The 21835-nt window shown below is 72.9% G+C and carries 18 protein-coding genes; 15 read left to right on the plus strand and 3 right to left on the minus strand.

What is annotated here, in order from left to right:
• Positions 1-28 precede the first annotated feature (28 nt).
• Genes J7523_RS03305 through J7523_RS03315 form a run of 3 tightly spaced genes read right to left on the minus strand, consistent with a single transcriptional unit; the run spans position 29 to position 3363 of the window.
• Positions 29-1003 carry a TIGR03557 family F420-dependent LLM class oxidoreductase gene (locus J7523_RS03305; protein ID WP_291882204.1) on the minus strand — a complete coding sequence of 325 codons (975 nt, stop codon included), beginning with the start codon at positions 1001-1003 and terminating at the stop codon, positions 29-31.
• Positions 1004-1047: 44 nt separating this feature from the next.
• Positions 1048-2205 carry an FAD-dependent monooxygenase gene (locus J7523_RS03310; RefSeq protein WP_291882207.1) on the minus strand — a complete coding sequence of 386 codons (1158 nt, stop codon included), beginning with the start codon at positions 2203-2205 and terminating at the stop codon, positions 1048-1050.
• A gap of 51 nt (positions 2206-2256) precedes the next feature.
• On the minus strand, positions 2257-3363 hold the full coding sequence (locus J7523_RS03315) for a Gfo/Idh/MocA family oxidoreductase (protein ID WP_291882210.1): 1107 nt from the start codon (positions 3361-3363) through the stop codon (positions 2257-2259).
• A gap of 196 nt (positions 3364-3559) precedes the next feature.
• Here J7523_RS03315 and J7523_RS03320 point away from each other — a divergent pair, with 196 nt between their 5' ends.
• The 15 genes from J7523_RS03320 to J7523_RS03390 all read left to right on the plus strand — a co-directional run bounded on the left by J7523_RS03320 (position 3560) and on the right by J7523_RS03390 (position 21835).
• On the plus strand, positions 3560-4378 hold the full coding sequence (locus tag J7523_RS03320) for a hypothetical protein (RefSeq protein ID WP_291882211.1): 819 nt from the start codon (positions 3560-3562) through the stop codon (positions 4376-4378).
• A 157-nt stretch (positions 4379-4535) separates the two neighbouring features.
• Complete coding sequence (locus J7523_RS03325; protein ID WP_291882213.1) at positions 4536-6740, plus strand: glycoside hydrolase domain-containing protein; 2205 nt, start codon at positions 4536-4538, stop codon at positions 6738-6740.
• Positions 6737-8017 (plus strand): glycosyltransferase, encoded by a 1281-nt coding sequence (locus J7523_RS03330; protein ID WP_291882216.1) that lies wholly within the window; start codon positions 6737-6739, stop codon positions 8015-8017. Before J7523_RS03325 ends, J7523_RS03330 begins: the two co-directional genes overlap by 4 nt.
• Before the next feature lie 196 nt (positions 8018-8213).
• Positions 8214-8510: a WXG100 family type VII secretion target gene (locus J7523_RS03335; protein WP_291882219.1), complete on the plus strand. Its 297-nt coding sequence runs from the start codon at positions 8214-8216 to the stop codon at positions 8508-8510.
• Positions 8511-8580: 70 nt separating this feature from the next.
• The gene (locus J7523_RS03340; protein ID WP_291882222.1) at positions 8581-8871 is read left to right on the plus strand and encodes a hypothetical protein; all 291 of its coding nucleotides are present in this window, start codon (positions 8581-8583) and stop codon (positions 8869-8871) included.
• The gene (locus J7523_RS03345) at positions 8868-10271 is read left to right on the plus strand and encodes a hypothetical protein (RefSeq protein WP_291882225.1); all 1404 of its coding nucleotides are present in this window, start codon (positions 8868-8870) and stop codon (positions 10269-10271) included. The genes J7523_RS03340 and J7523_RS03345 overlap by 4 nt, the downstream gene beginning before the upstream one ends.
• A gap of 30 nt (positions 10272-10301) precedes the next feature.
• Positions 10302-10916 carry a hypothetical protein gene (locus J7523_RS03350; RefSeq protein WP_291882228.1) on the plus strand — a complete coding sequence of 205 codons (615 nt, stop codon included), beginning with the start codon at positions 10302-10304 and terminating at the stop codon, positions 10914-10916.
• Complete coding sequence (locus J7523_RS03355; RefSeq protein ID WP_291882231.1) at positions 10913-11581, plus strand: hypothetical protein; 669 nt, start codon at positions 10913-10915, stop codon at positions 11579-11581. Before J7523_RS03350 ends, J7523_RS03355 begins: the two co-directional genes overlap by 4 nt.
• Entirely contained in the window at positions 11578-11829 is a 252-nt protein-coding gene (locus J7523_RS03360) for a hypothetical protein (RefSeq protein ID WP_291882233.1), read from the plus strand. The genes J7523_RS03355 and J7523_RS03360 overlap by 4 nt, the downstream gene beginning before the upstream one ends.
• A gap of 5 nt (positions 11830-11834) precedes the next feature.
• On the plus strand, positions 11835-12503 hold the full coding sequence (locus J7523_RS03365; protein WP_291882235.1) for a hypothetical protein: 669 nt from the start codon (positions 11835-11837) through the stop codon (positions 12501-12503).
• Positions 12504-12579: 76 nt separating this feature from the next.
• Positions 12580-16110: a TM0106 family RecB-like putative nuclease gene (locus tag J7523_RS03370; RefSeq protein WP_291882237.1), complete on the plus strand. Its 3531-nt coding sequence runs from the start codon at positions 12580-12582 to the stop codon at positions 16108-16110.
• A 99-nt stretch (positions 16111-16209) separates the two neighbouring features.
• A complete protein-coding gene (locus J7523_RS03375) occupies positions 16210-17904 on the plus strand; it encodes an alpha-amylase family protein (protein ID WP_291882240.1) in 1695 nt (564 codons plus the stop codon).
• Positions 17905-18032: 128 nt separating this feature from the next.
• Entirely contained in the window at positions 18033-18983 is a 951-nt protein-coding gene (locus J7523_RS03380) for an FKBP-type peptidyl-prolyl cis-trans isomerase (RefSeq protein WP_291882243.1), read from the plus strand.
• A gap of 157 nt (positions 18984-19140) precedes the next feature.
• Complete coding sequence (locus J7523_RS03385; protein ID WP_291882245.1) at positions 19141-21189, plus strand: elongation factor G; 2049 nt, start codon at positions 19141-19143, stop codon at positions 21187-21189.
• A 28-nt stretch (positions 21190-21217) separates the two neighbouring features.
• Complete coding sequence (locus J7523_RS03390; RefSeq protein WP_291882247.1) at positions 21218-21835, plus strand: L-threonylcarbamoyladenylate synthase; 618 nt, start codon at positions 21218-21220, stop codon at positions 21833-21835.

The raw sequence follows: 21835 nt of genomic DNA on the forward strand, positions 1-21835 counted from the left end.
TCGGGGGCGGAGCGTCGGCGACGCGGGCTCAGGACGGGGATGCGGCGCGGAGCTTGTCGAGGAGCGGTCCGGCGGCCTCGGCGAGGAACTCGTCCTGCCGCTCGTCGGCGACCTGCACGATCGCGAGGTCGGTGAACCCGGCCTCCCAGTAGGCGGAGGCCGCCTCCACGACCGCGTCGAGGTCCGGGCCGCACGGGATCTGCTCGGCCACGTCGTCGGGCCGCACGAACTGGCTCGCCGCGTCGAACGCCTCGGTGGTGGGCAGGTCGGCGTTGACCTTCCACCCGCCCGCGAACCAGCGGAACTGCTCGTGCGCGCGAGCCACGGCGGCGTCCCGGTCGCGGTCCCAGCTGATCGGGATCTGCCCGATCTTGCGCGACGCGCCGTCGTGGGCGGCGTCCCAGGACCGGACGAGGTCGGCGTCGGGCTCGACGGCGACGAGGTGGTCGGTCAGCGGCGCGAAGCGGTCGACCGACTGGTCGCCCGAGACGGCGACGCCGATCTGCACGGGCTCGTCGGGCACGTCCCACACGCGTGCGGAGTCGACGCGGAAGTAGACGCCGTCGAACGAGTACCGCTCGCCCGTGAGCAGGCCGCGGACGATCTCGATCGCCTCCTCGAGCATGTCGTGCCGCTCGCCGACCGCGGGCCACCGCTCGCCGACCACGTGCTCGTTGAGGTTCTCGCCCGCGCCGACGTTGAGCTGGAACCGGCCCTCGGACAGCACGCCCAGCGTCGCGGCCTGCTGGGCGACGACGGCCGGGTGGTACCGCAGGATCGGGCACGTCACGTACGTCATGAGCTCGACGCGGGACGTCGCCTGCGCGACCGCGCCGAGCAGCGTCCACGCGTGCGGCGCGTGGCCCTGGGCGTCGAGCCACGGGAAGTAGTGGTCGCTCGACACCTCGAAGTCGAAGCCGATCTCCTCGGCGGCGGCCGCGTAGCGCACGAGCTCGCGCGGGCCGGACTGCTCGGTCATGAGGGTGTATCCGAACCGGGTCATCGTTCGACCGTTCCACAGTCCGGCGGACCCGCATCCGGACGCCGTCAGACGGGCGGCTGCCACCCGACGACGTCGCGCAGCCGCCGCTCCATGAGCGGGCCCGCGAACCGCCCGGCCAGCCGCACCCCGAGCCCCCGGAGGGCGACCGCTGCGGGCGACGTCCAGGCCGACGGTGCGCCGACCTGCGCGGACATCCGGGCGATCCGTGTGGTCCGCGGCAGACGGGCGGTCGTGTAGGCGGCGAGCCCGGCGGCCGAGACGGTGTCGCCGAGGCTCGCGGCCAGCACCACGGCGTCCTCGAGCGCCTGGCATCCGCCCTGCCCGAGGTTCGGCGGCATCGCGTGCGCGGCGTCCCCCACGAGCGCGACCCGCCCGACGTCGAACCGCGGCAGCGGCGTCGCGAGCCAGCGCAGGTCGTGGTGCAGCACGGCACCGGGCTCGACGCGCGCGAGCAGCTCGGGGATCGGCGCGTGCCAGTCGGCGAAGCGGCGGCGCAGCTCGGCGGGGTCGTCGTCGAACCGCGTGCCCTCGGGCAGCACGGCCGTGAGGTAGCAGTAGACGCGCCCGTCGGCGAGCGGCGTCAGGCCGACGATCGACCCGCGGCCCCACGTCTCGGCCGGCGCGACCCCGTCGGCGGGCGCCGGCGCGACGAACCGCCATGCGGTCACGCCCGTGTACGTCGGCGCGGGGTGGGACGGGAACAGCGCGCGGCGCACGGCGGAGTCGATGCCGTCGGCCGCGACGACGAGGTCGGCGGCGAGCTCGCCGTCACGCGTGGTCGTCACCAGCGCCTGCGACCCGCCGGGCTCACCCGGCGCGACCGACGTGACGCCCACGCCCAGCCGCAGCGCTCCCTCGGGCAGCGCGGCGGCGAGGAGGTCGACGAGCTGCGACCGGTGCAGCACGACGGCGGTGTCGCCCAGCCGTTCGACGGCGGCGCTCGCGTCGGTCCGCACCACCCAGCGGCCGTCGGGCCGGCGCAGTCCGACCTCGCCGCTGAGCCGGGCCCGCCCCCGGACGCCGTCACCGACACCGAGCGCGTCGAGCGCGCGCAGGGCGTTCGGCGCGAGCGCGATGCCGGCACCGACGGGCTCGAGCGCGGCCGCCCGTTCGAGCACCGTGACAGACCAGCCCCGACGCGCGAGCGCGACGGCGGCCGCGAGGCCACCGATCCCGGCACCGACCACCACGGCGGACGTCATGCCCAGCAGTCTGCCCTGCGAACCCGCCCGCCGACCCGGGACCGAGGTGCGTCAGGCGTCCGCCCACGCCTCCCGGGCGGTGCGGACCGGGGCGCCCGTGCGGGACGCCTCCTCGATGGCCAGGCCGAGCAGGTGGTCCTGGCAGCCGTCGGCCAGCGGGTACGGCGGCGGTCCGTCGCCGCGCACCCACGCGCCGGTCGCGGCGAGCAGGGCGGCGACAGCGATGTCGTCGTCGGCGAGGCGCGCGCCGTCGTACACGTTCCGGTACAGCACCCGACCGTCGAGGGAGATGTGCTCGAGGTCGAACCCGTCGAGGTTCTGCTCCAGCCCGGACACGCGCCGCTGGAACGTCGACGTCAGCACGGTCCGCTCGTCGACCCAGCGGGTCACCGCGTCGTCGACGATCTCGCCGTGCGAGCCGCGGACCACGATCCGGTTGGTGCGCAGCGGGTTGTGCCACTGGTTGTCGCTGAAGTCGTACAGCGCGCTGCGACCGCCGCCGAAGTCGAGCGTCGCGAGGATGTTCCATCGCTCCCGCGCCTCGGTCTCGCCCGTCCAGCCGTCACGGCCGCGTGGCTCGAGGAGGGGTGCGTCGAACGTCGTCGCGCGGACCGTGACCTCGCCGCGGCCGGTCCGCAGCAGCCGCCTGACGAGCCCGACCGCGTGGTACAGGTGCGTCGACGAGACCTGGACCTGGGTCGGCGTGCCGACGATCCCGGCGTCGACCGCGGCGATCCGGGCGGCGTGGGCGGGCATGGACGGGCTGGGCTCGGCGACCTGGACGAGGCCCGACGAGCCGACCTCCGCCCACAGCTCACGCAGGCCGTCGGCGTCCGGCGCGGGCGGCGTCTCGGCGAGCACCGGGATCCCCAGCGCGACGAGCTCGGTCGTGACCTCGGGCGTCACGGGCCACGGCACGGAGACGACGACGAGCTCGGGCCGGTCCGTCGTCGGGCCCGTGGCGGCGACGAGCTCCTCGACCGTCCGGACCGTCGGGACGCCCCACGCGGCCTCGACCTCGGCACCCCGCTCCGCGGTCCGCGTCACCACGCCGACGCAGCGGAACCGGTCGGGCATGAGCCGTGCGACCCGCACGAAGAACTCGGCCCTCCACCCGCTGCCGACCACACCGAACCGGATGGGCTGCTGCTCGGCCATGAACCGTCCTCGCCGTCGCGGATCGAAACGGTCCGAGCCTAGCCGCGCGGCTCGGCGAATCACCCGCCGCGGTGACGACGTTCACCTGCCGTACGGCGCACAGGGGCCACACAGCCTGGCAGGCTGGATGACCGGTCCGCGCCGAGCCGCCCGCGGGCCGACACCCTGTCGGCGGCCACGCTCAGGGAGCCTTCTCATGCGTTCGTCCCGTCGTCTGCTCGCCGTGCCCGCCACGGTCGCCCTCGTGTGGGCCCTCGCGGCCTGTGCCGGCGGCGCCCCGGCCAGTGAGGAAGCCGGTCCCACCGAGACGGTGGCCGCGCCCGAGGCGACGCAGTCGGGGACCGGGGAGATCACCGCCGCCAACCTGCTGGAGACGCTGGCCATCGCGCAGAAGAGCGCCGGCAGCTACGACTTCACGATGTCGACGTCGGCCGAGGGCCAGTCGATCGAGGCGCGCGGCTCCGCCGTCGTCACGGGCGACACCCAGGAGCTCGCCATGACCATGACGGTCCCCGGTGCGGGCGACATGGAGATCCGCCTCGTCGGCGGCCTCATGTACATGAACATGGGCGAGATGACGGGCGGCAAGTTCCTGCAGATCGACCCGTCGGACACGTCGAACCCGCTCGCGGGCAGCGTCGGCGACCTCACGGGCGAGCTGGACCCGACCAAGGGCATCACGGGCCAGCAGGCCGCGATCACGAGCGTGACGAAGAAGGGCGAGCCGGAGCAGCTCGACGGCGTCGAGGCGCAGCCGTACGAGGTCGTCATCGACCCGTCGAAGCTCACCGGCCCGGAGGCCGACTCGCTGACCCAGGCCGCCGCGGCGGGCGTCACGCTGCCGGACACGCTCGTGTACACGTTCTGGATCGGGCCGGACGGGCTCATGCGCAAGATGTCGTTCGACCTGCTCGGCACGCAGACCGAGATGACGTTCTCGAACTGGGCCGACGGCGCAGCGGTCACCGCGCCGACGCCCGACCAGATCACGACGGAGAACCCCTTCGGGGCCTGACTTCCGGCAGCACCGCGCACGCGCGCCGTCACCTCGGGTGGCGGCGCGCGTCGCTCGTTCCGGGGAACCTTCACCGCCGCGCAATCTCCTCGACACACTCCTGCCGTACGTTCCGGCAAACCGGGCACCCGGCCGGACGCGGAGAGGAGCGGTGCCGATGTTCGAGCACGTCGACCCGTTCATCGGCACGGAGGCGACGGACCTGCCGCAGCAGCAGGGCCTCGCGTCGACGTGGTGGTGGCCCAAGCCGCAGGTCGGCAACACCCACCCCGGAGCGCAGCACCCGCTCGGCATGGTGAGCGCGTGCGCGTACAGCGGCGCGTACCCGACGGGGTACGGCCGGTACGAGCTCGGCACCGAGGGGTTGCCCGTCGAGCTGTACGACAGCGCGGTGGCCAGCGGGTTCACGCACTTCCAGCAGTCGGGGACCGGTGCGATCCGCAAGTACTACAACTACGTGCGCGTGACGCCGATGCTGCAGCCGCTCGACGACCTGGGGCGCCTGTTCGGCATCGACCAGGAGGAGGCCGAGCCCGGCTGGTACGCGGCCACGCTCGACAGCGGCATCCGGTGCGAGCTCACGGTCGGCCCGAAGAGCGCCGTGCACCGGTACACGTTCCCGGCGCACCGCGACGCCCGCCTCGTCGTCGACCTGTCGCAGGGCGGCCTGACGATCCCGCACGGCCGGACCGTGCCGCTGCGGGCGCACCTCGAGACGGCGGCCCCTGGGGTCGCGCAGGGCGAGGTGGTCGTCGAGGGCGCTCCGCTCGCGGTGCACGTCGAGTGCGACGCGCGGCACTGGCGGCAGATGCTCTGGTACGACCGTCGGCTCATGCCGGGCGGCACGCGGCTGGACTTCGACCGCATCCGACCGACCACCCTGCGGCCGTTCGGCCTCATGTGGGCAGGCCCGTCGGAGCCCGGCGAGGTCGTCGAGCTGCGCATCGGGTTCTCGCTGCGCGGCGTCGAGCAGGCCCGCCGCAACCTGTACCGCGACTGCGGCGACGGCCCGACGAGCTTCGCTGCCCGACGGGCGGCCACCGCGGCCGTCTGGCGCGAGCAGCTCGACAAGGTCCAGGTCGACACCCCGTCCGCCGACAAGCAGACCGTCCTCTCGACGGCCGTGTACCACTCGCTCGTCAAGCCGTGCCTCGCCCCCGACGAGAGCCCGTTCTGGCCGACGGACACCCCGTTCGCGTTCGACATCGCGACGATGTGGGACATCTACCGGACGCAGCTCCCGCTGCTCACGGCCTTGATGCCCGACCGCGCCGTGGAGCTCGCGACGGCCCTGCTGCACATCAGCGAGGAGGAGGGCAACCTCCCGATCGGCTACCGGATGGCCCGCGGCGCCGACCAGTTCTCCCGGCAGGGCAGCGCCCTGGCGCACACGTTCCTCGCCGACCTGTGCCGGCTCGGGCTGCCGGGCATGGACTGGGACTGGGCGCTCGTGCACATGCACAACGACCTGCGGCGCACGTACGGCGAGGACTTCCTGCTGCGCGGACTGGCCCACCCGATCAGCCACACGCTCGACCTCGCGTACGGCTACTGGTGCACGTCCGTGGTCGCGGCGGCCGTCGGGGACCGGACGCTCGTCGACCAGTTCGCCCCGCTCGCCGCGCAGTGGCGGAACGCGTTCGACCCCGGCTCCGGGCTGCTGCGCGACTCGACCTTCTACGAGGGCGGCGTCTGGAACTACTCGTTCCGGCTGCTCCACGACATGGCGGGCCGCATCGACCTGGCCGGCGGGGACGACGCGTTCACGGCGATGCTCGACCGGTTCTTCGGGTTCGGCGCGGACGCCGTCAAGCAGCCGGGCGTACGGCCGTCGGTCGAGGAGATGGCCGCCGGATACGCCCTGAACCGGTTCGAGGGGCTCAACAACGAGCCCGACATGGAGGCGCCGTGGGCCTACATGTACGCCGGTCGGCCCGACCGGACCGCCGAGGTGGTGCACGACGTGGTCCAGCAGCAGTTCGGCACCGGCCGCGGCGGGCTGCCCGGCAACGACGACTCCGGCGGGCTGAGCTCCTGGTACGTGTGGGCGTCGCTCGGGCTGTTCCCCGTCGCGGGGCAGGGGCTGTTCCTGCTCAACGCGCCGGCCTGGCGGGAGTCGCGGCTCGACGTGGGCGGGCGGGCGCTCAGCATCGAGACGACCGGGTTCGTCGAGCCCGAACCCGGAGGACCCGCACAGCACGTGCAGGAGGTGTTCCTCGACGGGACGCGGCTCGACCGCACGTGGCTGACGGCCGCCGAGGTGCACCGGGGCGGACGGCTGCTCGTCGAACTCGGACCCGAGCCCGTGCTCTGGGGGACGCGTCCGCCGTCGTCGTCCGCGACGGACGGTGCGTCGTGGTGACCCGCCGGCTCGTCATCGTGGTCCGCGCCGACCCGGTGATCTGCGGCCACTCGGGCGAGGCCCGCAACCTCGCTGAGGCGGCGCTGCGCCGCGGGTTCGACGAGGTCCGCATCGTCACGTGGCCGATCGACCGGCTGCAGCAGACGGGCCTGCCCCTCAAGCCGCTCGATCGCGTGCTGCCCTACTCCGACGGCATCCACGTGGAGCGGCCCGACCCGGTGGGCGACTACAAGGTGCCGGACGGGCGCTGGCTCGCGGGCTTGACGGGCCGGCTCGTCGAGCTGTTCACCGACGGGGTGCCGACCGTCGCGATGTCGCTGTACCTGTCACCGCACGCCACGGCCGTCGCGGACGCGGTGCACGTCGCTCGGCGGACCGGCCTGCCGGTGAACGTCGTGACCGTCGCCGAGGCCGTCGGGTCGGACGTCACGAACGTCGTCCGCGCGTGCGTCGAGGCCGACCGGTTCGGCGCCGCCGCGCACGTGCTCGCCGGGTACCTCGACCACGACGTGTGCCTCGCGGTCTCCCGGTACACGCGCGACCTCGTGGTCGCGGAGGCCGAGGCGGTCGACGCCCGGCACGGCACGACGTTCGCGTCGCGCCTCCGGTCGCGCGTCGCCGTCTCGTACCCGGCGATCGACGTCGGGCTGTACCTGAACCGGCCCGACGACGGTCCGGTGCTGGCCGCGCGGGGGCTGGAGCGCGACGGGTACGTGCTGTTCCTGTCGCGGCTCGCCCACGCGAAGGGGGTCGACGACCTCATCTCCGGGTTCTCACGGTCTCCGGCCTGCGCCGGGCTCACGCTGGTGATCGCGGGCAACGGGCCGGACGCGACCCGGCTGCGCGCGCTCGCGGCCGACTCCCCCGCGGCCGACCGCATCCGGTTCCTCGACGACGTGTCCGACGACGAGAAGCCCCACCTCATGGCCGGCTGCGCCGCGTTCGTGCTGCCCAGCAAGCCGCGGCCCGAGTTCGTCGAGACGTTCGGCATCGCGCTCGCGGAGAAGATGCTCGCCGGGGGTGGGCCCGTCATCACGACCGACACCGGGGGGATCCTCGAGGCCGTCGGGGACACCGCGCTCATCGTGCCGGTGTCCGCTCCCGACGCGATCGCCGCCGCTCTGGACCGGGCGCTCGGCATGTCTGCGGTCGAGCGCGCCGACTGGGAGGCGCGGGGGCGGGAGTTCGCGCTGCAGTTCGACCGGGGCGTGGTGCTCGACGGGATCCTCACGGCCGTGGACGCGGTGCGTTCGTTGGCGGGGTCGTCGATCGGCTGACGGCCGTCCGGGGCGTCGTGGCTGGTGCGTCGTCGCCCGTGACCGGGGCGACCCGCTCGCGCGAGTGAACCTCGGGAGCCTGTGGACAACCCTGGTCGTCGGTTGTCCGGTTTGCCCTACTGTCCGGGGACGGCGGAGCGGGTCCGCCGGGTTCCGGGACGGCCCGGGGCCACCCCCACAGGCGGAGGAACCGGCCATGGCCAACCTGAACGTGTCGTACCAGGAGATGCGGGACGCGGCGACGCGCCTGACCAACGGCCAGGACGAGATCACCACCAAGCTCAACGAGCTCAAGGCGTTCATCGAGTCGCTCATCTCGTCGGGGTTCGTCACCGACCAGGCCTCCGTCGCGTTCGGCGAGTCCTACCGCCAGTTCACCCAGGGCGCCACCGACACCGTCGCCGCCCTGAGCAGCCTCGGCGACTACCTGCGCAAGGCCGCCACCACCCTCGAGGACGCCGACACCCAGCTCGCCTCCGGCCTGCGCGGCTGACCCACCGACCGGTGTCGCGCCCGTCCCCCTGTCGCGGGCGCGACACCTCGACCATGCGAGGAGTGGAGCGGTGAGCGAACACCTGAGGGTCGACACCCGAGCGGTGCGGATGGCAGGCGTCAGCCTGCGCACGGTGGCCGCGGAGTTCGACGACGCGAACGCGCACAGCGACCGGGTCGCGGACGCCGTCGGCGGCGGACCGCTGGGGGACTGCCTGCACGACTTCGCGCACGAGTGGGACGACGCCCGGGCCCGAATGGTCGAGCAGATCGCTGCGCTCGCCGAAGTGTGCGAGCAGATCGCCGTCGGGTTCGACGGCCTCGACGCCCAGTTCGCCACCGTGCTGCGCGGTGACGCGTGAGCCGGCCGCTGTCCTGGTACCCGCTCGCCGGCTTCGACCCGGTGCCCGGCGACCCGGCGGAGGTGCTCGAGGCCAGCCGTGCGTACGCCACGATCGCCGAGGCCATTGCCGGCGCTGCAGCGGGCCTCAAGTCCACCTTCGACAGCGACGGCCACGAGTCACAGGCCCTCGACGAGGTCCACACGCAGGCCAAGGCTGTCGCGGCGGACATCGAGAAGGCCTACGAGCGGTACCGGGCCGTCGCCGACGCCCTCGCCGCGTTCGCCAACCCCCTCGACCGCGCCCAGACGGAGTCACTCGCCGCGCTCGCCGAGGCCAAGGCCGCGCAGCGGGCCATCGACGAGGCGCACCACACGATGCGCACCACCGACTGGGACGGCTCTGGCGCCGCCACCTCGGCCGGCGGCACGTCCCTCGTCCCGGTCGACAACCCTGGGCTCGCCGCCCTGCGCGCGGGGCTGTCCGCCGCCGACCGGCGCCTGGACCGCGCACGGCAGCGCCTCGCCGATGCAGTGCATGACCGGGACGTCGCGGCGGCTCGCGCCGTCGCGGCGATCCAGGGGGTCACCGGCGACGACGGGCTGCGCGACAGCTTCTGGCGGAACACCCTGCACGTGACCCACTGGGTCTCCGACGTGTTCGGGGCGATCTCGATGTGGGCCGGTGTGCTCGCCCTGGCGACCTGCTGGATACCGATCGTCGGTGAAGTCCTCGGCGCCGTCGCGCTGATCGCTGGTGCGATCGCGTTGGTCGCCGACATCGTCCTGCTGTTCTCCGGAGAGGGCGACTGGCTCGACGTGACCTTCGGCGCGCTCGGCCTCATGACCTTCGGGCTGGGGCGCGTGGTCGGGGCCGGGCTCAAGATCACCATCCGAGGCGCCAGGGCTGCCGAGGCAACGGCGAAGGCGGAACGCGCAGCAGAGGTAGCGGGGGATCTCGGGGCGAACGTCGATGCACTGGGGAAGCCGACCGAGGCGATCGAAGGCTTCACGGCAGTCGGGCCAGCCGCGATGGCCGACGGGCCTGTGACCAAGGCACTCAGCGCGGCCGGCTTCCGCGAGATGCTCAGCACGCTCAAGCCGTCGGCCATCACCTCCGATCTGGGAGAGACGTTCGCCAAGGTCGGCAAGGTGGAGCCCAAGACCTTCACCCCGGACAGGACCGAGATGCTGGGCGCCGTGATCGGGGACGCCGACTCGGCCGAGGCCCTCACGAACCTGAACAAGTCGGCGAACACTCTGTCCGGGAACGAAGCGTTCAGCAGCGCGTACTCGGCAACTCAGCGGGCCCTTGGCACGGTTGGCACTGCTATCGCGCTGGACGAGGCCGTGCTCGGCGCGAGCGCCGCGTACGTTCTGGTCGGCTCCGACCCCGTCGCGGGTCTCGAGCTCGCGAAGTGAATGCGCACGAGAAGGACGGGCGGTAGAGCCATGGGTACCTGGATCACGTGGAGCGGAGTAGCAGTACCGAGCACCTGGGCACTGTGGGGAGCCGGAGAGCACGAGGCGAAGGCGAGGACCGCGCCCGCACAGCTCGCAGACACACGCGAGGGACAGCAGCTCGTCCGTCGCGCGATCCTTGGCGCCGAGTCGAAGATTGAGGGCGTCGGGACCCTGGTAGCGCTGTTGGCCTGGGTGCCTGATCGAACCACGGGCGCCGTCCAGGCTTTGGGCGGTTGCTGGCGTATCGGCTGGCCCGAGGGAACACGCCCAACGCGCGACGAGTACCTCGCCGAGGCGCGCAAACTCGATCCAGCACCTGGCGTGACGATTGAGGCGAGCACCTTCACGACGCTCGAGGTCGACGCCGGCCCCGTCGCAGTTGAGGGGCTCGTGACGAGCAGCGCTCCGCGTCGTCGCTTTGGCGGACTTCTCCGAACCGCCGACCCGATGGTCGCTCAGATCCGCTGCACGATCTTTCCCGAAGGATGCGATGAGGTCTTTCGCATCGAGGCCGTCGTCGACGACCTCGACCTGGCGGGTGCCGCATCTGCGCAGGTCGGCAGCATCGCCAAGGGCGTCGTCCTGAGACTGAGCGAGCGGTGACCGCCCAGTACGTCGTCGATCCGGATGCTCCACTCGCGCGGCCGCAGGAGGTCGCCGGGGTCAGGGTCGTCCTGCCCGCGACCTGGTGGGCAGTCGACCTGCGAGACGAGGCGGCACGACGCCGGTCGATCGCGACGCTCGTCGGGCAGCAGCTGGGCCGCGGCGACGAGCTGGCCGCACTGCGTGCAGATCTGCGGCGGCACCTGGAGGTCGTCGCCATCGACGCGGCCGCCCTCGGCGGGCAGCTCTTGGCGATCTCGCTGACGCGGGCCGGGCCGGTCCCGATCCCTGCGTCCGTGGCGGTCTACCGGGCCCTCGCCGGCGACCGAGCGAGGGAGACGCTCGCGAACGTCGAGGCGGCGCTGCGTGCCGAACCGGCCACCTCCGACACGGTCGACGCCGCTCAGGGGCCGCACGGCCCGGTGCTCCGCCGGACAAGGACGGCGTCGGGTGCGGCGGAAATCGGCGCGCAGGACGTCCCGATGCTGCTGGCCGACTACTGGCTGGACCTCGGCGACGGCGCCGGTCTCGTCTCCCTCACGTTCTCGAGCCCCCTCGTCGAGGCCCGGGAAGCCCTCCTGCCTCTGTTCGACACCGTCGTCGCGTCGGTCACCCCGGTGACCGGCAGCGCGACCCCCACCAGAAAGCGATCCACACCGGCATGAAGAACCTGGCCACGGTCTTGTCCACCGCCCCGACCACCAGCACGTATGCGGCCGACGCTGACGCTCCGTCTGCACTGAGCGCTGTCGGCACGGGTGTCGCGATCCTCGGGGTGCTCCTGCTGGTCTCCGTCTCGCTGGGAGCGAGTGCTCTCATCCGCAGGGGGCACCGCCCTCTGCGCTGGTTCGGCGCCAGCGTCGTCACGATGCTCGTCGGTTTCCTCGTCATGTGGATCGGCGGAACCCGGTGATGGTGATGCTCGGCGACGGTCGACCGGCGTGGGACGCGCATCCGACGGGGATCGAAGCCTCCCTCCTCACCAAGTTCTTCCGCAGCAGGGAGTTCCGCTGGCACGCGTTCTGCCTGGCGGTCTTGTCGATCCCGATCGGCGTGGGCTTGCACGTCAATCCCGACCGGGCGAGGCCGTACGCGTGGGGCGTCCTCGGGATGCTGGCGCTGTCCGTGACCCTGATGCGGATCGGCGCCTACGACCAGCGCAGGCGGCACGCATGGATCCGCGCCACCTACCCGGCCACACCGTTCGCGACGACCGTGACGATGAACAAGGAGTCCGCGATCCTCCTGGGTCTCCCGTCGAAGGAGGTCGCACTCGTGCTCGCCGTGACCGACACGGGCCTCGACCTGAGCGGCTGGCCGTCGCGGCGACTGGTCGTGCGACTGCCCTGGACCGGTCTCGCGGAGATCTCGGGCGGCATGGGCTCCATCGGTTCCACCCTGACCCAGGAGCTGTACCTGCAGCTCAGAGGCGGGCGGCGGCTCACGTTCTACTCGTTCGACACGGGCTTCGACCTCGCGTCCTTCTCGTTCACGGGCAGCCGGCGCATCGCCGACGCCATCCGTCTCGTCCGTCCGGCGGACCTGCCGTGGCCGGCGCTGCGGACGCGACCCGTGGCACAGCGGTAGGCGGCCGCCCGAGCCGTGCCGGAGCGGTGGTCCGCTCGCCCAGCGCGGTGTCCCCGCCCGGGCCTACCCTCGGCCCATGCTGCTGCTCGATGACGGCGCGCTGGTGCTCAGCCCGAGTGACCTGTCGCACGCCGCGACCTGCGAGCTCGCGGTGGTCCGGTCGCTCGACGGGCGGCTCGGCTGGGGTCCGCCGGTCGTCCCGGCGGCGGACGCGATGCTGGAGCGGGTCGCCGCCCTGGGCACCGAGCACGAGCGGACGATCCTGCGCAGCTACCTCGACCGGTTCGGGCCGTGGGACGAGGCGACCGGACGCGGCGTCGTCACGCTCCGCCGAGCGCGCGCCGACCGCGAGTCGCTGACGGCGACCCACGAGCGGACGATGGCCGTCCTGGCCGCCGGGGCGGACGTCGTCTACCAGGCGGGGTTCTTCGACGGCCGGTTCACCGGGTACGCCGACTTCCTGGTCCGCACGGACGACGGCCGGTACGAGGTGCACGACACCAAGCTCGCCCGCACGGTCAAGGTCACGGCGCTCCTGCAGCTCGCGGCCTACGCGGACCAGCTCCATGCCGCGGGGGTCCCGACGGACGATGCCGTCCACCTGGTGCTGGGCGACCGCACGACGTCGCGGCACCGGCTCGCGGACCTGCTGCCCGTCTACCGGGACCGGCGGCGCCGCCTCGAGCGCCTGCTCGACGCGCACGTGGCCCGCGGAACCGCAGCGCACTGGGGCGACGCGCGCTATCGCGCGTGCGGCCGGTGCGACGTGTGTGCGCCGGAGGTCGAGCGGCACCGCGACCTGCTGCTCGTCGCGGGCATGCGCTCGACACAACGGGCCCGGCTGCACACGGCCGGGGTGACGACGATCGACGCGCTCGCGACGAGCACGGCCGCGGTCGACGGCATCGGCACAGCGACGCTCGCAGGGCTGCGCGCCCAGGCAGCGCTGCAGGTCAGGCAGGGCGAGCCGCACGACGAGCCGTTGGTGTTCGACCTGGTCGACCCGGGTGCCGTCGCGGACCTGCCGGCCCCGGACGCGGGCGACATCTTCTTCGACTTCGAAGGTGACCCGCTCTGGACGGACGACTCGACGCCGCCCGACGAGCCCGCGCAGTGGGGTCTGGAGTACCTGTTCGGGGTCGTCGAGGCCGACGGCACGTTCCGGCCGTTCTGGGCGCACGACCGGGCGCAGGAGAAGCAGGCGCTCGTCGAGTTCCTCGCGTACGTCGCCGAGCGGCGCCGCGAGCACCCGGCGATGCACGTCTACCACTACGCCCCGTACGAGAGGTCGGCGCTGCTGCGCCTTGCCGCACGGCACGGCGTCGGCGAGGAGGCCGTCGACCAGCTGCTGCGCGAGGGCGTGCTCGTCGACCTGTACGCGACGGTCCGCCGCGGGCTGCGCGTGGGCAGCAGCTCGTACTCGTTGAAGAAGCTCGAACCGCTGTACATGGGCGACGAGGGCCGCGACGGCGAGGTGACGACGGCGGGCGACTCGATCGTCGAGTACGCCGAGGCCTGCGCCGAGCGCGAGCGCGGCGACGAGCAGGCGTGGCAGGAGCGGCTCGACGCCATCGCGGACTACAACCGGTACGACTGCGTGTCGACGTTGCGGCTGCGGGACTGGCTGGTGGCGCGCGGCGCCGAGCGGGGGGTCGTCCCGGCGGCCCGGCCGGTCACGGAGCGGGACGAGGTCGACGAGCACGAGACCGACGAGCTCGTCGTGCGGCTCACCAAGTCCGCCGAGGAGACGGAGGGCCCCGACGGCACGGCCCTCGGGCTGCTGGCCGCCGCGCTCGGCTACCACCGGCGGGAGGACAAGCCCTTCTGGTGGGCGCACTTCGACCGCCTGCAGTCGGACCCGGCGGACTGGCTCGACCCCCGGTCGACCCTGCTCGCCGACGAGCCGCCGACGGTGGTCCGCGACTGGTACGTGCCGCCACGCGGCCGGGCGAACCGCCGTGAGCTGCGGTTCGTCGGGCACCTGGAACCCGGCAGCGACCTGCGCGAGGGCGAGAAGGCGTACGCCCTGTACGACCCGGCACCACCGTTCGCGAAGACGTCGTCGGGCGGCCACCGCGGCTGGACGTCGAACGTCACGGTGCTCGGCACGCGCACCGAGCCCGACCCGCAGTCGCCGTCGGGCACGCGGGACGTGGTGCTCGTGTCCGAGGCGCTCGCCACGACCGACACCCCGACCCCGGCGCTGCCGATGGCGCTGGGTCCCGCCGAGCCGCCGCGGACCGACGGCATCGCGGCCGCCATCCGGTCCGTCGCCCAGTCGGTCGCCGACGGTCTGCCCGCGTTCCCGACCCACCCCGCGGTCGACATCCTGCGCCGGGTCCCGCCGCGCACCCGCAGCGGCCTGCCTCTCCCCCGGCCCGACACCCCGGGCGACACGGCGAGCACGATCGGCACGATCGGCACCCCCGAGGCGATCACGTCCGCGGTGCTCGACCTCGACCGGTCGTACGTCGCCGTCCAGGGCCCGCCCGGCACGGGCAAGACGTACACCGGCGGGCACGTCATCGCGGCGCTCGCGGCGCAGGGGTGGAAGGTCGGGGTCGTCGCGCAGTCGCACGCCGTCGTGGAGAACATGCTGCGGTCGGTCGCGGGCGCCGGCCTCGACCCGGCCCGCATCGCGAAGAAGTACACGACGCACCCGCCGACGGACCCCGTGTGGCAGCCGCTCAAGAACGACCGCGACTTCGGCGCGTTCTACGGCCGGCAGGCCGGCGGGTTCGTCGTCGGGGGCACCACCTGGGACTTCACGAACGAGAACCGCATCCCCCGCGGCAGCCTCGACCTCGTGGTCGTCGACGAGGCCGGCCAGTTCGCGCTCGCGAACACCGTCGCGGTGTCCGTCGCGGGCCGCAACCTCCTGCTGCTCGGCGACCCGCAGCAGCTCCCGCAGGTCAGCAAGGGCAGCCACCCGGTCCCGGTCGACCGGTCGGCGCTCGGCTGGCTCGCGGACGGCCACGACACGCTGCCTGACGAGCTCGGCTACTTCCTCGACCGCACGTGGCGCATGCACCCGGCCCTCACGGAGGCGGTGTCGCGCCTGTCGTACGAGGACCGGCTGACGTCGGTCGAGCACACGGCCCGACGGTCCCTCGAGGGCGTGGCGCCGGGCGTCCGGACGGTGCTCGTCGACCACGAGGGTCACTCCGTCGCCTCGCCCACGGAGGCGGCGGCCGTGCTTGGGACGGTCCGGGACCTGGTGGGTCGCCGCTGGCAGGACCCGCGCGCGGGCGTCGACCGGCCGCTCGCGCCGCGTGACGTGCTCGTCGTCGCCCCGTACAACGCGCAGGTGTGGACGGTCCGCCGTGCGCTCGAGAAGGCGGGCCTCGGTGACGTCCGGGTCGGCACGGTCGACAGGTTCCAGGGGCAGGAGGCTCCCGTCGTGATCGTGACGACGACCGCCTCGTCCGCCGACGACGTGCCCCGCGGGATGGAGTTCCTGCTCAACCGCAACCGCGTGAACGTCGCGATCTCCCGAGCCCAGTGGTGCGCGGTCGTCATCCGCTCGCGCGCCCTGACGGACTACCTCCCGACCGGCCCGACCCAGCTCGCCGAGCTCGGCGCGTTCCTGGGCCTGACGATCCACTGACGAGCGCACTCACCGGGCGAAGCGCGCCCGGAGCCGGTAGACACGGTCGTCACGCCCGCGACCTGCCAAGCCGACCCCCGATCGACGAGGAGCGCCCCCGTGAGGATCACCGACACCGGCGACCTGTGGTGGAAGAACGCCGTCATCTACTGCCTGGACATCGAGACGTACATGGACTGGGACGACGACGGCATCGGCGACCTGCCGGGCCTCGTGCAGCGCATCGACCACCTGGCCGACCTGGGCGTCACGTGCTTGTGGCTCATGCCGTTCTACCCGACGGGGAGCGTGGACGACGGCTACGACATCGTGGACTTCTCGGCGGTGGACCCGCGGCTGGGCACGCCGGGCGACCTGGTCGAGCTGATCCGGACGGCCCGCGACCGCGGCATCCGGGTGATCGCCGACCTCGTCGTCAACCACACCTCGGAGAAGCACCCGTGGTTCCAGGAGGCGCGCAAGAGCAAGGACAACCGGTTCCGCGACTTCTACGTGTGGCGGTCGGACAAGCCGCCGTCGACGAAGAACGAGGCCGTCTTCCCTGACAAGGAGGAGGGCATCTGGACGAAGGACGATCGCACGGGCGAGTGGTACCGGCACCACTTCTACCGCCAGCAGCCCGACCTCAACACCGCGAACCCGCTGGTCAGGGAGGCGATCGCGAAGAACATCGGGTACTGGGCGGAGCTCGGCCTGTCGGGGTTCCGGGTCGACGCCGTCCCCTTCTTCCTCGCAGACACCGCCAAGACGCCGTACGACGACGTCGCGAAGCCGCACGACTACCTCAAGTCGCTGCGGACGTTCCTCACGAGACGGGCCGGCGACGCGATCCTCATGGGCGAGGTGAACCTGCCGTACGACCAGCAGGCGCTGTTCTTCGGGGACAGCGACGGCGACGGCACGTCCGACGGCGACGAGCTCAACCTGCAGTTCGACTTCATCGGCATGCAGCACCTGTACCTGGCGATGGCCCGCCAGGACGCGACACCGCTGGCGGACGCGCTCGAGCAGCGGCCGACCATCCCGCGGGACGCGCAGTGGGCGACCTTCGTGCGGAACCACGACGAGCTCACGCTCGACAAGCTGTCCGACGACGAGCGCAAGGAGGTCTTCGCCGCGTTCGGCCCCGACCCCGACATGCAGCTCTACGGCCGTGGCCTGCGCCGCCGCTTGCCGACGATGCTCGGCGGCGACCCGCGGCGGCTCCGGATGGTCTACTCGCTGCTCTTCTCGCTGCCCGGCACGCCGGTCCTGTACTACGGCGAGGAGATCGGCATGGGCGAGAACCTGTCCGCCGAGGATCGGCTCGCGGTGCGGACGCCCATGCAGTGGTCGTCGGGCGAGAACGGCGGCTGGTCGCGGGCTCCGAAGCGGAAGCTGGTCCGGCAGCTCACCGACGGCGGGTACGGGCCTGAGCACGTGAACGTCGCGGACCAGCGCCGCGACCCCGACTCGCTGCTCAACTTCGTGCAGCTGCTGATCCGCCGCTACCGCGAGAGCCCCGAGCTCGGCTGGGCGCGCGAGGCGAAGGTCCTGGCGCAGCCGCACCCGTCGGTCCTGGCGCACCGCAGCACGTGGGGCGACGGCTCGACGATCACGCTGCACAACCTGTCCGACCAGCCGGTCATGGTGCCGCTGCGGTTCGAGGACTGCGACGACACCGTCGAGCTCGTCGACCTGCTGCGCGACGGGTCGTGCGCGGTCGCGAAGGACGGACGCACGGAGGTCGAGCTCGGCGGCTACGGCTACCGGTGGCTGCGCGTGGTGCGGGACGGCGACCGCCGTCTGCTCTGACCACGGGCACCGAATCGTTTCGGCGGGAACCCCTCACGATCTGCTCAGCAGATCCCCAGGAATCTCGCGTACCGTGCGTGGGTCCGCCGCCCCACACGGGCGGGACCCCCATCCGACGGAGGACCTTCGTGCGCCGCACGACCACCGCCCGCGGCCTCGCCGCCGCCACGCTCGCCCTCGCCCTGTCCTTCTCGCTCGCCGCGTGCTCGGGCGACTCCGGCGGCGACAAGCCGACGGCGTCCGCGTCCGCCTCCGCGGGAGTCGACGCCGCCGCCGACAAGGCCGCGCTCGCCAAGGTCAAGCTCGAGGGCGAGGCCGGCAAGGAGCCGACGATCACGCTGCCGAGCAAGCCGTTCAACGTGACGGGCTTCGTCGCGCGGATGGTGGAGGACGGCGACGGCGACGCGATCAAGGACGGCCAGAACCTCTCGGTCCACATGGTCGTCGTCGACGGCAAGGACGGCTCCGTCCAGGGCTCGACGTACACCGAGGGCAAGCCTCAGACGCTGACCGCCGGGGCCACGACGATCACCGAGCTCGACGACGTCATCAAGGGTTCGCACGTCGGTGCCCGGATCCTGCTCGCGCTCGCCGCGCAGGACACCACGCAGGTGTACTCGCTCGACATCGTCGACGCCAAGACGATCCCGGCGCGGGCCGAGGGCGAGGCCGTCCCGCCGGTCGCGGGCCTCCCGACGATCACGCTCGACGACACGGGCGCCCCGTCGATCGCGCCGGTGGCCGGCGCCGCGCCCGCCGACCTGGTCGTCCAGCCGCTGGTCAAGGGCGCCGGCCCGGCCGTCGAGGCGGGTCAGACCGTCACGGTCAAGTACACGGGCTGGCTCTGGGACGGCACCAAGTTCGACTCGTCGTGGGACCGCGGGTCGACGTTCCCCGTCGAGAACGTGGGCCAGGGGCAGGTCATCTCCGGCTGGAACAAGGGCCTCGTCGGCCAGACGGTCGGCAGCCAGGTGCTCCTCGTCGTCCCGCCGAGCGAGGGCTACGGCGACGAGGACAAGGGCACGATCCCGCCGAACTCGACGCTCGTGTTCGTCATCGACATCCTCGACGCCGCGTAACCAGCACCATCCCCGGAGGCCCGGGGTCGCCGTCCCGCGCAGGGACGAGCGACCCCGGGCCTTCCTAGGTCTTCCGACCTGCCGTCCCCCGGGACTGCTGGCTACTGTGAGCCAAGGTCCCATTCAGTGGGAGCAGCGAGCGACGAAGCGAGCGAGCATGGACCAGGCGACGACCCGAACGGTGGCCCTGGTCGGCGCCGCGGGTGCGGGCAAGACCACCCTCGTCGAGGCACTCCTCCATCGGGCCGGGGCGATCTCCCGGCCCGGTCGCGTGGAGGAGGGGTCGACGGTCAGCGACCACGAGCCCGAGGAGATCGCGCGCGGCATCTCCCTGTCCCTCGGCGTCGCCCCCTTTCCGTGGACGGCACCGGACGGGCTGACGTACGACGTCACGCTGCTCGACGCCCCGGGGTCGGCCGACTTCGCGGGTGCGCTGGACGCCGCGCTCGCGGCGGCGGACTTCGCGCTCGTGGTGGTGAGTGCCGTCGACGGCGTGCAGGCCGGAACCCTGAGCGCCTGGCGGCAGGTGGCCGACCTCGGGCTGCCGCGGCTCGTGGTGATCACCAAGGAGGACAAGGCGCGCGCCGACTTCCGGCACGTGCTCGACGACCTCCGGGCCGCGTTCGGCGACGGGCTCGTGCCGCTCGAGCTGCCGCTCGGCGAGGAGCAGGCGTTCACCGGGGTCGCGGACGTGCTCAGCGAGGAGGGTCTCGCGTACGACCCGGACGGTCGCCACCACACGGAGGCCCTGCCGGCGGGTCTGGCCGACGAGGAGCACCGGCTGCACGACGAGGTGACCGAGGAGATCGTCGCGCACGACGACGACCAGCTCGAGCGGTACCTGTCGGGCGAGGTGCCGACCACCGCGGAGCTCGAACGGACGCTCGCGCACGAGGTCCGCGACTGCGAGGCGTTCCCCGTGCTGGCGGTCTCGGGCGTGACCGGGGTCGGTGTCGACCGGTTGGCCGACCTGCTGTGCGAGCTCGGGCCGTCGGCCGACGAGCGCCCGAAGAAGGTGCGCGCCGGCTCGACGGACGTCGAGGTCGCCCCCGACCCGACGGGCCCGGTGCTCGTGCACGCGTTCCGGACGCTCGCCGACCCGTTCGTCGGGCAGGTGACGATGCTGCGCGTGCTGTCCGGCACCGTCCGCCCGGGCGACAAGCTCGTCAACACGACCACGAAGACCGAGGAGCGCATCCCGGGCCTGTTCCGCCTGCGCGGCAAGGAGCACCTGCCCGTCGACTCGGTGCCCGCCGGCCACGTCGCGGCCGTCGCGAAGCTCACCGGGACGCCGTCGGGCAGCCTGCTGGCCGACCGCACCGGCCCGGGCGCGTCCATGACAGCCGTGCCGCCTCGCGACCGTCCGGCCGTCTACGCGCTCGTGCTCGAACCGGTCACGCAGTCCGACGACGACCGCCTGTCCGCGGCCCTCGCCCGCCTGACGGCCGAGGACCCGACGCTCAGCGTCGACCGGAGCACCGACCGCACGGTGCTGCGCGGCCTCGGCGACACGCACCTCACCGTCGCGCTCGAACGGCTCGCGCGCGTGTTCGGCGTGCACGTGACGACGTCGCCCGTACCCGTCGGGTACCGGGAGACGATCCGCAAGGAGGTCGAGGCCGAAGGCAAGGTGAAGAAGCAGTCCGGCGGGCACGGGCAGTACGCCGTGGTGCAGCTGCGGGTGTCGCCGCTGCCGCACGGGTCGGGCTTCGAGTTCGTCGACAAGGTCGTGGGCGGCGCGATCCCGCGCGGGTACCTGCCGGCCGTGCAGCGCGGCATCACCGAGGCGATGGCGTCGGGCGGCCCGCACGGGTACCCCGTCGTCGACCTGCGCGTCGAGGTGTACGACGGCAAGTCGCACTCCGTCGACTCGTCCGACATGGCGTTCCGCACGGCGGCCGCGACCGGTGTCCGGGAGGCGCTGCAGGCGGCCGGCACGCTCGTGCTCGAGCCGATCAGCCACGTCGAGGTCGTCGTCCCCAGCAGCGCACAGGGCGACGTGATGAGCGACCTGTCCGCCCGCCGCGGCCGGATCAGCGCGACCACGTCGCTCGACGACGGCTCGGTCCGCATCGAGGCGACCGTGCCCGAGGCGGAGCTCGCCCGGTACGTGCTCGACCTGCGCTCGATCACCGGCGGCCGCGCCGAGCTGACCATGGCGCCCGACCACTACGAGATCTGCCCGGACCACCTCGTCCCGGCGTGACGAGCGCGTCCTGCCTAGGCTTTGACCCATGGCGCGCTACTTCGACGTGCACCCCGACAACCCGCAGCCGCGGTCGATCTCCCAGGTCGTCGACATCCTGCGCAACGACGGGGTCATCGCGTACCCCACCGACTCCTGCTACGCGCTCGGCTCGCGGATCGACAACCACGACGGCGCCGACCGCATCCGCCGCATCCGGCACCTCGACGACCGGCACCACTTCACGCTCGTGTGCGCCGACTTCGCCCAGCTCGGCCACCTCGTGCAGCTCAGCAACAGCGCGTTCCGCGCGATCAAGGCCGCGACTCCCGGCCCGTACACGTTCATCCTCCCCGCGACCCCCGAGGTCCCCCGCCGGCTGGCCCACCCGAAGAAGCGCTCCGTCGGCGTGCGGATCCCGGACCACCCGGTCGTCACCGCCCTGCTGCGCGAGCTCGGCGAGCCGCTGCTGTCCTCGACCTTGCTGCTCCCCGGGCAGGAGGACCCGATGACCGAGGGCTGGGAGATCAAGGAGGAGCTCGACCACCAGCTCGACGCCGTGCTCGACGCGGGCGACTGCGGGCGCGAGCCGACGACGGTCGTCGACTGGACCGAGGGCGCGCCCGAGGTCGTCCGGGTGGGCGCCGGAGACCCGGACCGGTTCTGA

It is taken from the genome of Cellulomonas sp. (genome assembly GCF_017744555.1).
In the GTDB taxonomy this organism is placed as follows: Bacteria; Actinomycetota; Actinomycetes; order Actinomycetales; family Cellulomonadaceae; genus Cellulomonas.

What these genes read in the sequence shown, in the direction of transcription:
- J7523_RS03310 (WP_291882207.1), bottom strand. Translation starts at nt 2,205, where the DNA reads ATGACGTCCGCCGTGGTGGTCGGTGCCGGGATCGGTGGCCTCGCGGCC.
- J7523_RS03390 (WP_291882247.1), top strand. Translation starts at nt 21,218, where the DNA reads ATGGCGCGCTACTTCGACGTGCACCCCGACAACCCGCAGCCGCGGTCG.
- J7523_RS03360 (WP_291882233.1), top strand. Translation starts at nt 11,578, where the DNA reads ATGAAGAACCTGGCCACGGTCTTGTCCACCGCCCCGACCACCAGCACG.
- J7523_RS03335 (WP_291882219.1), top strand. Translation starts at nt 8,214, where the DNA reads ATGGCCAACCTGAACGTGTCGTACCAGGAGATGCGGGACGCGGCGACG.
- J7523_RS03385 (WP_291882245.1), top strand. Translation starts at nt 19,141, where the DNA reads ATGGACCAGGCGACGACCCGAACGGTGGCCCTGGTCGGCGCCGCGGGT.
- J7523_RS03325 (WP_291882213.1), top strand. Translation starts at nt 4,536, where the DNA reads ATGTTCGAGCACGTCGACCCGTTCATCGGCACGGAGGCGACGGACCTG.
- J7523_RS03320 (WP_291882211.1), top strand. Translation starts at nt 3,560, where the DNA reads ATGCGTTCGTCCCGTCGTCTGCTCGCCGTGCCCGCCACGGTCGCCCTC.
- J7523_RS03315 (WP_291882210.1), bottom strand. Translation starts at nt 3,363, where the DNA reads ATGGCCGAGCAGCAGCCCATCCGGTTCGGTGTGGTCGGCAGCGGGTGG.
- J7523_RS03350 (WP_291882228.1), top strand. Translation starts at nt 10,302, where the DNA reads ATGGGTACCTGGATCACGTGGAGCGGAGTAGCAGTACCGAGCACCTGG.
- J7523_RS03365 (WP_291882235.1), top strand. Translation starts at nt 11,835, where the DNA reads ATGCTCGGCGACGGTCGACCGGCGTGGGACGCGCATCCGACGGGGATC.
- J7523_RS03370 (WP_291882237.1), top strand. Translation starts at nt 12,580, where the DNA reads ATGCTGCTGCTCGATGACGGCGCGCTGGTGCTCAGCCCGAGTGACCTG.
- J7523_RS03305 (WP_291882204.1), bottom strand. Translation starts at nt 1,003, where the DNA reads ATGACCCGGTTCGGATACACCCTCATGACCGAGCAGTCCGGCCCGCGC.